This is a genomic window from Labrys sp. (in: a-proteobacteria), assembly GCF_047605565.1.
GTDB lineage: Bacteria > Pseudomonadota > Alphaproteobacteria > Rhizobiales > Labraceae > Labrys > Labrys neptuniae.
Genome location: NZ_JASGFM010000031.1, coordinates 72739 through 82646 on the forward strand (window position 1 = coordinate 72739; position 9908 = coordinate 82646).

A 9908-nucleotide genomic window follows, 5' to 3' on the forward strand; every position below is an offset into this window, starting at 1 on the left:
CTTGTGGCCCTCACCGCAAGTATGAATCGGCTGATCAACAAGGACCAATCTAACGCATCATCGTTGATTCGTCCGTGCATGTGCGCACCGTTCACAGCCAAAATACACTGCCGGCAGCCCGGAAGGGCACGTGATGCGGAGGCGGGCATGGCCATGGCTGGCAAGCCGCGGCAAAGCGACGCGACCGGCGTCGAGGCCGCCTGATGTGTGTTTTCTCGAAGGGACGATCAGCGATAGCGAGCGAAGACCTGGGTGGTGCCGTCCTTACGCAGCAAGAGGACGTCATAGGGCTCGGCATCGGCTCTGCCTTCACCCATGCCGGGCGAACCGATGGGCATGCCGGGTACCGCCAACCCGACCGCGTCGGGACGTTCGGCGAGCAGGCGCGCGATCTCGCGGGCCGGAACATGGCCTTCGATGACGTAGCCGCCGATCAGGCCGGTATGGCAGGAGGCGAGGCTCTGCTCCACACCCAATTGCAGCTTGCGCCGCTGCAATTCGTCCGACGGGAGTTGCCGGACGTCGGTTGCATAGCCCCGCTCCTGCAGATGACGGGCCCAGCCGACGCAGCAACTGCACCCCTCATTGGTGAGGATCTCGATGACGGGGCCGGCCGCATGGGCAAGGCAGGGCAGGGAAACCAGCGTCGCAACCGAAAGGCCGCGAAGGACTTTCACGACTGAGTTTATTTTCATCTTCAGGCCTTTGTATCGATAATTCGATGTAATTTCTGAAGCTTGGTCTCACGCGGCTCATGCATGTCGAGCATACTGGCAAACTTGCCATCGGCATCCATCACATAGACGCCGGCGGTATGATCCATGGTGTACTCGCCGCCTTCCATCGGCACCTTGCGGGCATAGGCGGCGAAGGCCTTCACCATGGCGTCGGTTTCCGCCCTGCTGCCGCGCAAGGCGAGGATGCGCGCATCGAACGAGCTCATGTATTGCGCCAACAGGTCCTGGCTGTCCCGTTCGGGATCGACAGTGATGAAGAGGACGTTGAAAGCATTGGCGGCAGGGCCGAGGGTGCTCATCAGATCGGTGAGATCGGACAGGGTGGTCGGACAGACGTCTGGACAATGGGTGAAGCCGAAAAAGGCGAGATAGGGCTTGCCGGCAAGACGTGCATTGTCGATCGTCTCTCCCTTGTGGGAGGTCAGCCGGAAGGGACCACCGACCCTGGCCATGTCGATGACGGGTTTGTCGGTCGCCGGCCCGGCGGCGCCTTTCCATGTCTCCGGCAACAGGGCGTTCGCCGCGAGCAGGAGCGCGGCGACCGCGATGGCACACCAAGCGGCGATGCGGACGATTTTCAGACCTATCATCGTGCCCGCTCCTTGCGCAGGCCTTGCCCTGCCAATTCCAATGTCAATTCCGTTCGCCTCGTTTGTTTTGGTGGATTCTCGGCCGCTTCCTCGAAGGCAAGGAGCGTATCGGCAACTTCGGTCCTGAACCAGGACGAAGCCGGATCCTGGTCGAGACGGGCCGACCAGACCATCGAGACGGCCGGCAGCGCGAGGTCGAGGGGAGCCGGCCCCGCCGCCAGGCCGAAGCGCGGCCCGTAAAGCTGTGCCATGCGCGTCGGTATCGTCGTGATCGTCGGGGAGGCGGCCACCGTCGCCAGCACACTCAGAAATTCGGACGATGCCGACACCACGTTGAGCTTGGCGTCGATGGCATCGAGGGCGGCTTCAAGGCAACCTTGCAGGCTGTCGGTCAGTGTGACCAGCGCATGTGGCAGCGCCAGATAGTCGGCCAGGCCGATCGGCATGGCAATATCAAGCCGGCCAGGATTGAAGACGCAGCTCAAGGCCTGCTCGAACAGGAATTGCGCCTTGTGGCGCTGGGCAACGGCCTGGAAGCAGCCGACGGCGAGATCCAGAGTGCCTTCATCCAGCAGGCGATGAACCTCGTCGCTTCCCGCCTGTCGGCTGAGCAGCCTCACGCCGGGGGCGGCTCTGCGCAGGCGGGCCGTGAGCCCGGGTATCAGCAACAGCTCCACCTCGCTGGAGAAGCCGAGGCGGAATGTACGTTCCTCCGTCGCCGGGTCGAAGGTGGAGGGCGCGTGGAGTGCGGCTTGAATCTGTGCCAGGGCCAGGCGAACCGGCTCGGCCAGGGCAAGCGCATGGGCGGTGGGCTGCATGACGGTGCCGACGCGGACGAAGAGTTCGTCCAGCAACAGCACGCGCAGGGTCGACAGGCTGTGGCTCATCGCCGGCTGCCCAACCTTGAGGCGGGTCGCTGCACGCGTGACGCTGCGCTCCTGCATCAAGGCGTCGAAAGCCACCAGGAGGTTGAGATCGAAGGAACGAAGATCGAAATGGTTGATGTGCGACATGAGCCGTATCGATTTCTAATATGATCTCGATAACGCTAAATCCTGCACCAGACAATGCCGTTCTTCGAGCCGGCAGATGTGGAGCAGGATATGAAACAGGACACGGAACAAGCCCTCGGATCCTATCGGGTCGGCGCAGCCACCATCACCAAGATTCCGGAATTGGCACTCGACGGGGTCGATGCCGCTCTCCTCTTTCCCGATTGTGATCCCGGCGCGGCAGCCGAGGAAGCACGAAAACTGGGACGAGGATCGGTCGACGAACAGACGGGGCTGTTGCGCCAGAGCGTTCACGCCTGGCTGGTGACGACACCGGATCGGGTCATTCTCGTCGACACGGCTTCCGGCAACGACAAGGAGCGTCCCGGCCTGGCGGTGCTGCATCACCTCGACGAGCCGTTCCTAGAGCGGCTGAAGGCGGCGGGCGCCAGGCCTGATGACGTCGACCTGGTCCTGCTGACCCATATTCACGCTGATCACGTCGGATGGAATACGCGCAGGGTAGAAGGACGCTGGGTTCCAACCTTTCCGAATGCCCGCCATGTCTTTTCCGCCCGCGAGCGCGCCTATAATGCGGCGCTCGCGGCAGCGACAGGCTCGGACGCCGCGATCCGGGCCGAAGCGGACCTGGGCGCCATGGCTCGCCTGCCGCTGCCTGGCGTGTTCGAAGACAGCATGAATCCCATCATCGAGGCGGGACTGACCCGGGAAATCACGGTGGACGGCTCGGAAGCGGAGGAAGGCTTCTTCTTCTTTCCCAGTCCCGGCCACAGCATCGATCACACCTCGATCGGTTTTCGTTCGGAAGGCGAATACGCCCTGTTCTGGGGCGATGTGCTGCATCATCCCCTCCAGATTGCCAGGCCGGACTGGAACTCGGCCTATTGCGAGTTCCCGCCGGCAGCCGCCGCGTCGCGCCTTTGGGCACTGAACCATGCGGCCGAGACCGGTGCCCTGGTGCTGACCACGCATTTCGCCGAGACCTCCGCCGGCCGCGTCCGTCGCGACGGCAAGACCTTCAGCTGGCAATTCGTCTGAACAAGGAGCCCGTCATGACTTTAGCCGACACCCTGTCGATGCCGCGCATCATTGCCCGGACCCAGCTGATCGCGAGTGACACGCCGGGCGTCCAGCTGCAGCTCCTCAACAAACGGCCGGACGGCATGAATGCCTTCTGTCCCGAGAGGACCCTGGTGATGATGCATGGCGCAACCTTCTCCTCGGCGAGTCTGTTCGACGTGCCAGTCGGCGAGGGCTCGTTCATGGATGTGCTGGCGCGTGCGGGCTACGATGTCTGGGCTGTGGATGCGCGGGGCTATGGCGGCTCCACGCGCATGATCGAGATGGAGGAGCCGCCCGAAGGCGGTGTTCCGCTGACGCCGGCCCTTACCGCGGCGCGGGATCTTGCCGCGGCGGTCGACTTCATCCGCCGCGAGCGTGGCATCGCTCGGCTCGGTGTGCTCGGCATGTCCTGGGGCGCGACAATTGCCGGCATCCTTGCCAGCCGGCCCGAAGCGCCTGTCGAGAAATTGGTGCTGGTGACGCCCCTCTGGCTCTCGGAAAGGCCGTTGCGCATCGATGCGGGCGGGCCGCTGGGAGCCTACCGCCTGGTGAGCCCGCGGGCCTTCGAGGCAGGGTGGCAAGCGCCGGCGCCCGAAGAGGCGAGGGCGACCCTGATTCCCAAGGGCTGGTTCGAGGCCTGGGAGAAGGCGACCCTGACGACCGATGCGGATTCGCCCGTGCCGGGCACGATCAGGGCCCCTTCCGGTGCCGTGCAGGATGTGCGCGAGCATTGGACCTCTGGCAGGCCGCTCTATGATCCGGCCGGCATACGCTGTCCGGTGCTGGTGATCGGTGCGGAATGGGATGTCGACGTCCGGTTCGACATGGCGCATGACCTGTTCGCCCGCCTCACCAGGGCGCCTTACAAGCGGTTCGTCGAGATCGGGCAGGCAACGCACATGGTGCTCATGGAAAAGAACCGGGCGCAGGCTTTCGATGCGGTGATCGGCTTCCTTAATGAAGGTTTCATGCAGGGCGATTAATGCGGAGCGATTACTTGGCTCGATAGCGGGCGGGCGTTCGCGCATGCCGAGCCTTGACGGTTCCGGGGTGTGAGGCGAGCTCTCGGAATCGATGGCCCAAGGAGAAGAAGGCATGAGGATGCGCGCGATCGGCTGGCGCAGAACCGTGATGGCTCTCGCCATCGCCGCCGTACTCGCCGGGCTCGCCTTGTTTTTCTTCCTCGCACGCTTTCTCGATCCCGATGCCCTGTGGAAGATCGTCGACGGGCAATGCGTGCCGGAACAACAGCAGCAGGCCGAGCGCCGGCATTGCATCGAGGTCGACCTCGGCAAGGGTGTCGATCACGGGTTTGCCATCCTCAAGGACAATGCCCCGACAAAACCCTATAATTACCTGCTCATCCCGACGAAACGCATAACCGGCATCGAGGACGAGGCCCTGCTGGCGCCGGATGCGGAGAACTATTTCGAGCATGCCTGGGCCGCGCGCTTCCATCTCGGCGCGATCCTCAAGCGCAACCTGGATTGGAACATGGTTGCGCTGGCCGTGAACTCAGCAAAGGACCGATCCCAGAACCAGCTTCATATCCATGTCGGCTGCGTCAGGCCGGACATTCGCAATGCGCTGAAAAACAGCGAAGCGAAGCTTTCAGAAGGCTGGTCGCCCCTCGGGCTGCCGACCTCCGATCGTCCCTATCTCGCATTAAAGCTGAGGCAGGACAGCCTCTCCGGCTTCGACCCGTTCCGAAAGATCGCCGACGACATTCCCGGAGCCAGGGCCGCGATGGGTCTTCAGACCGTCGTCGTGGTCGGCGCGGTCTTCGGGGACGAGAGCAAGGGCTTCTATATCCTCAGCCGACGCCGGGAGGATGGCTCACCGGCTCATGGCGAGGACCTGATCGATCCGACCTGCCAATTGGCCAGGCAGTCGCAATAAGACTGGCTGGGACCGGAGCCTGGAGGCTGCTACGCTGACGGCCACGCAGCAGCGCGGTCTCGCGATGAGGCCGAGCAATGCGGCTGCACGGGGAGGGCGCCATGATCGATGAGACGATCGCGAGGGCAATCGTGGAGCAGATGGCGGAAGCGCTGATCTTTGCGACTGTCGACGGCAAGATTGCGCTGTGGAACAGGGGAGCGAGCCTGCTGTTCGGCTTCGAGCGGGATGAAGCGATCGGCCAATCGCTCGATCTCATCATTCCGCCGCATCTCCGGAACGCGCATTGGTCGGGGTTCGATGCGGCGATCGAGACCGGACGATTGAAGTTGAATGGCAAGCCGACCCTGACGAGGGCGCTGCACAAGACGGGGCGCAAGCTCTATGTCGAAATGAGTTTTGCCCTGGTCGAGACCGACCAGGGCATCCTCGGTTCCGTCGCCGTGGCGCGTGACGTCACCGAGAAGGTCGAGCGGGAACGGGCTGGCGCGATCCGCTAAGGCGTTTTGCGATTTGACGGAATCGGCAAGAATCGCAAAGACGCGCCGAACCAAAGAGTTAGAGTAAGCAAGCGTTCACGCTTGAACGCGTTTTGCTCTAGGGAGTGCGTTCAATCGACAATGCCATCCTTGCCTTCGATGGCCATGAGCGTCGCGGTCAACAGGGCGATCAGCCGCTCCTTGCCGTCGCGCTCGGCAAAGACCTCGGCCTGGGCGAGCGTCAGTGTGCGCCCGGCCTTGATCACCTTGCCGCGCGCCATGATATGCTCGCCCGCTGCCGGGGCCAGGAGATTGATCTTGAATTCCGCCGTGAGGACACCCCTTTCGGGCGGCATCAGGCTGAGAGCGGCATATCCCGCCGCGCTGTCGGCAATGGCGCTCACGGCTCCGGCATGGACGAAGCCGTGCTGTTGCGACACTTCGTTTCTCGGCACGAGAGATATCTCGACTTGGCCCGGCAACACAGCGGCGAGCCTTGCCCCAAGCGTGCGCATGAGGCCCTGCTTTGCAAAGCTGGCCCGAATGCGGGCCTCGACCCGCGCAATGTCCGGTTCCGTCACAGGACCTCCATTTGGAAGATAATCAATGCAGCGTCATCCGTGACGCAAGACGCCGACACTTCGGCACACTGGCTAATAAGCCAGCGATGCCCCGATGGAAATCATGCGATGAAGACTGGCTCCGGCCGATCGCAAGTCCCGATCGGCAAACGTCTTGCGCTCTACGTCGAATGAACTGCTCAGCATGATAAGACGCATTGTAATCACTAGGTTTTCTTGAGATAATGCAGACAGTGCGAAGAACGCCCGGCTGAGGATGTTCTCAAGCAACGCACGGTGGTCCTCAAGGGCGTTTGAGCCAAGCTCATCGTAGCCTGAGAGGAGGCGCGTTATGGCAACGTTCAAAGTCATGGGGCCCTTGGGGCTCTTGCAGCACCGACGCTGGGAGGACATCGCCTCGATGATCCTCGGCGCCGCAATCATCATCTCTCCGCTATGGCTCGGCACCACCGAAACGCCGACCGTGATGCTGGTCACGGCCCTGGTCGGCGCGGCCGTCGTGGTGCTGGCCAGCCTGGAGGTGGTATTCCTGCGACGTTGGGAGGAAATCCTGGCGCTCGCCTGCGGCCTGTGGCTGGCAATCCAGCCATTCGTGTTCGCCTATGATCCACCGCTGCGCAACTGGCACATCGTGCTTGGCGCGCTGGTGGCGATCCTGGCGATCCTGGAACTCTGGCAGGACCGCAATCGCGACATGTCGGCGTAGTTTGCGCGACCGGACAGATATGGCCAGGCCTCTCGCCAGGCCTGGCCTGCTTGTCAGGCAGTCAGAAGCCGAACCTGATCTGATCCCTATCCAACAAGTCGAAGAGAGCGCTGTATGGCGCCAAGGCCGGCTCTGTCCTTGTTCCATGGAGACTGAAGAGTCGGGCGTGAGGTCGATGCCGGAAGAGACGCGCCGTGCTTGGTGAAAGCCCGCGAGCCGCCAGTTCGAGCACGCTTGGCGGCGGGTTCAATTGCTGTAGTGTCTCGGCTTTCGAATGCGAGTCGCGCCAGAAGGGAAGAGATGATGACTGCCTTGTTGCCGAATGTGGACCCCGAAGGTCTCCTCGAATATTCGGTGGTCTTTACCGATCGCGCGCTCAACCACATGTCGCAGGTCTTCCAGGGCGTCATGCGGGACATCTCGCAAACCTTGCGCCGCGTCTACAAGGCGGAAGAGGCCGGCGGCGTGGCCCTGGTGCCCGGCGGCGGCACCTATGCGATGGAGGCGGTGGCGCGTCAGCTCGCCCAGGGCAAGAAGGTGCTGGTCATCCGCAATGGCTGGTTCTCCTATCGCTGGACGCAGATATTCGAGATGGGCGCCATTCCCGCCGAGAGCATCGTGCTGAAGGCGCGCCAGACGCAATCGGAATCGGGCGTGCGCCAGCTGCCCTTCCAGCCCGTGCCGATCGAGGAGGCCGTGGCCACCATCGAAGCGGAGCGCCCGAATGTCGTCTTCGCGCCGCATGTGGAGACCGCCTCCGGCATCATGCTGCCGGACGGATACATGAAGGCAATCGCCGATGCGGCGCACAAGGTCGGCGCGCTCTTCGTCCTCGACTGCATCGCTTCGGGCTGCGTCTGGGTCGACATGAAGGAAGTCGGCGTCGACGTGCTGATCTCGGCGCCGCAGAAGGGATGGAGCGCTTCGCCCTGCAGCGGCATCGTCATGCTGAGCGAAGCCGCGAAAGCCGAGGTGAAGGCCACGACCAGCTCCTCCTTTGCCTGCGACCTGAAGAAGTGGCTCGAGATCATGGAGGCCTATGAGAAGGGCGGCCATGCCTATCATGCCACCTTGCCGACCGATGCCCTGCGCGGGTTCCGCGACGCCGTGCTGGAAACCGAGGCGAGGGGCTTCGAGAAGGTGAAGGCGGCACAGCTCGAGCTCGGGGCTCGCGTGCGCCAGCTCTTCGCCCAGCGGGGTTTTGCCAGCGTTGCCGCGCCGGGCTTCGGAGCCCCCGGCGTGGTCGTCTGCTATACAGACGATCCCGGCATCAAGTCCGGCGCCAAGTTCGTTGCCGTCGGCGTGCAGGCGGCTGCGGGCGTTCCGCTCATGTGCGACGAGCCTGCCGACTTCCAGACCTTCCGTATCGGCCTTTTCGGCCTCGACAAGCTCGCCGATATCGACCGCACCGTGGGCAGTCTCGAACGGGCTCTGGGAGAGGTCGTGGGTACCGCCAACATCAGGTAGCTGCGAAGCGGAGCGTATTGCCGGCCCTGTCCCCCGAAGGGATCACGAAGGCTGGTGAAGAGCGGCGGGCCGGCGCTGCAGATCAGACGTGTTCTGGTCGTGGCGCAGTTTCAAGAGATCGGCCGCATCCCGCACCACTTTCGAGATCTCGAGCAGTTGTTTGACCAGGGGACTTGTCTTGCGCCAGATCATGCCGATGGTGCGCGAGGGCTGGGGGTTTGCAAAGCGGGTGATGGAGACCTGTGCCGAGCGCGTTTCCATCGGCACGGCCATTTCAGGGATCAGAGTGACCCCGATGCCTGCGCCGACCATCTGGACGAGCGTCGAGAGGGAACTGCCGTCCAGCAATTCGCGTGTCCGCAGGGACGGGGCATTGCAGAAGGCCAGGGCCTGATCGCGGAAGCAATGACCCTCCTCCAGCAGGAGCAGCCGCATTTCGCTGAGCATCTCCCGGTCCGGCACGGGCTTTCCCTCGTCCTCGCTCGGGCGCACCAGCACGAAGCTTTCGGTGAACAGCGCGACCTCGTTGAAGGAAGGTTCCGATACCGGCAGGGCGACGATGGCCGTATCGAGACGCCCGTCGATGAGTTCCTGGATCAGCCTGGGGGTCACGGTTTCGCGCACATGGATATCCAGGCCTTCATGCGAGCGGGCGAGATTGGAGACGAGGGTCGGCAGCAGATAGGGGGCGACGGTCGGGATGACCCCGATGCGCAGCGGCCCGACCAACTGGTCCTGCCAGGCCTGGGCCAGGTCTCCCAGCGCCTCGACGGCGCGCAGAATGTCGCGGGCCCGCGTGGCGAACTCGGTGCCGAAACTCGTGAGCCTGATCTGGCGCGCACCTCTTTCGAACAGCGCCAGGCCCAAGCCTTCCTCCAGCTCCTTGATCTGCATCGACAGGGCCGGCTGGGAAATCGCGCACGCATCTGCCGCCCGGCCGAAATGGCTGTGCCGCACCAGAGCCTCGACATAGCGCAGCTGCCGCAACGTCAGATTTTTCATAACCTAGCCTTATCGCGACAATCGGAAAAGCTGACTTAAACTGATGGCCGGACTCTAGTAAAGCTCTAAACGGGGATGGTGATGCGAGTCGAAGGCGACTCGAATCCCACATGTGACCCCGCCAATGCCGCCTTGAGGGCGCACAGAATCCGGGTGGCCGCGATTAATGTCGTTTGCAAGGTGTTCCATTGCGGTAAGCGGCTGGCATGAAACCATGCCGCGCCCCGTGTGCCATTCGTCCCGGTGGCCGTGACACGCGCGTGTTGTTCTCAGACGCGATAGTGCCCGGCCAGGCAAATTTCATCACAAGAACCATTGGAGGCAATGATGGACGGAAGCGATACGCCGAACACCGGCAAGTGCCCGGTAGCG

General features: G+C 63.2%; 12 protein-coding genes. 6 read left to right on the forward strand and 6 right to left on the reverse strand.

Annotated elements, in window-relative coordinates; translation table 11 throughout:
• Positions 1-227: 227 nt before the first annotated feature.
• The 3 genes from QM672_RS23470 to QM672_RS23480 are packed head-to-tail and all read right to left on the reverse strand — an operon-like array spanning position 228 to position 2340.
• Positions 228-677, reverse strand: a complete 450-nt coding sequence (locus QM672_RS23470; protein ID WP_311944019.1) for a DUF411 domain-containing protein — start codon at positions 675-677, stop codon at positions 228-230.
• Between the two features lie 20 nt (positions 678-697).
• Positions 698-1327, reverse strand: a complete 630-nt coding sequence (locus QM672_RS23475) for an SCO family protein (protein WP_311944020.1) — start codon at positions 1325-1327, stop codon at positions 698-700.
• Complete coding sequence (locus tag QM672_RS23480; RefSeq protein WP_311944021.1) at positions 1324-2340, reverse strand: LysR substrate-binding domain-containing protein; 1017 nt, start codon at positions 2338-2340, stop codon at positions 1324-1326. Before QM672_RS23480 ends, QM672_RS23475 begins: the two co-directional genes overlap by 4 nt.
• 90 nt (positions 2341-2430) lie before the next feature.
• On the opposite strand from QM672_RS23480, the gene QM672_RS23485 reads away from it, so the two are divergent.
• From QM672_RS23485 to QM672_RS23500, 4 genes are all read left to right on the forward strand, one after another.
• Positions 2431-3378, forward strand: coding sequence for an MBL fold metallo-hydrolase (locus tag QM672_RS23485; protein ID WP_311944022.1), 948 nt, complete (start codon positions 2431-2433; stop codon positions 3376-3378).
• Between the two features lie 14 nt (positions 3379-3392).
• On the forward strand, positions 3393-4385 hold the full coding sequence (locus tag QM672_RS23490; RefSeq protein ID WP_311944024.1) for an alpha/beta hydrolase: 993 nt from the start codon (positions 3393-3395) through the stop codon (positions 4383-4385).
• 112 nt (positions 4386-4497) lie between these two features.
• Positions 4498-5301: a CDP-diacylglycerol diphosphatase gene (locus tag QM672_RS23495; protein ID WP_311944026.1), complete on the forward strand. Its 804-nt coding sequence runs from the start codon at positions 4498-4500 to the stop codon at positions 5299-5301.
• Positions 5302-5402: 101 nt separating this feature from the next.
• The gene (locus QM672_RS23500; protein ID WP_311944028.1) at positions 5403-5801 is read left to right on the forward strand and encodes a PAS domain S-box protein; all 399 of its coding nucleotides are present in this window, start codon (positions 5403-5405) and stop codon (positions 5799-5801) included.
• Between the two features lie 110 nt (positions 5802-5911).
• Here the strand turns inward: QM672_RS23500 and QM672_RS23505 are convergent, their stop codons facing one another.
• Together QM672_RS23505 and QM672_RS23510 are read right to left on the reverse strand one after the other, a co-directional pair.
• Positions 5912-6361, reverse strand: a complete 450-nt coding sequence (locus tag QM672_RS23505; protein WP_415085495.1) for a PaaI family thioesterase — start codon at positions 6359-6361, stop codon at positions 5912-5914.
• A 72-nt stretch (positions 6362-6433) separates the two neighbouring features.
• Complete coding sequence (locus QM672_RS23510; protein ID WP_367625992.1) at positions 6434-6712, reverse strand: hypothetical protein; 279 nt, start codon at positions 6710-6712, stop codon at positions 6434-6436.
• On the opposite strand from QM672_RS23510, the gene QM672_RS23515 reads away from it, so the two are divergent.
• Both QM672_RS23515 and QM672_RS23520 read left to right on the forward strand, forming a co-directional pair.
• A complete protein-coding gene (locus QM672_RS23515) occupies positions 6693-7067 on the forward strand; it encodes a hypothetical protein (protein WP_367625991.1) in 375 nt (124 codons plus the stop codon). The two genes, QM672_RS23510 and QM672_RS23515, sit on opposite strands and share 20 nt — an antisense overlap.
• A gap of 300 nt (positions 7068-7367) precedes the next feature.
• Entirely contained in the window at positions 7368-8534 is a 1167-nt protein-coding gene (locus QM672_RS23520; RefSeq protein WP_311944033.1) for an aminotransferase class V-fold PLP-dependent enzyme, read from the forward strand.
• Between the two features lie 42 nt (positions 8535-8576).
• Here the strand turns inward: QM672_RS23520 and QM672_RS23525 are convergent, their stop codons facing one another.
• Positions 8577-9536 (reverse strand): hydrogen peroxide-inducible genes activator, encoded by a 960-nt coding sequence (locus QM672_RS23525; RefSeq protein WP_311944034.1) that lies wholly within the window; start codon positions 9534-9536, stop codon positions 8577-8579.
• Positions 9537-9908 lie beyond the last annotated feature (372 nt).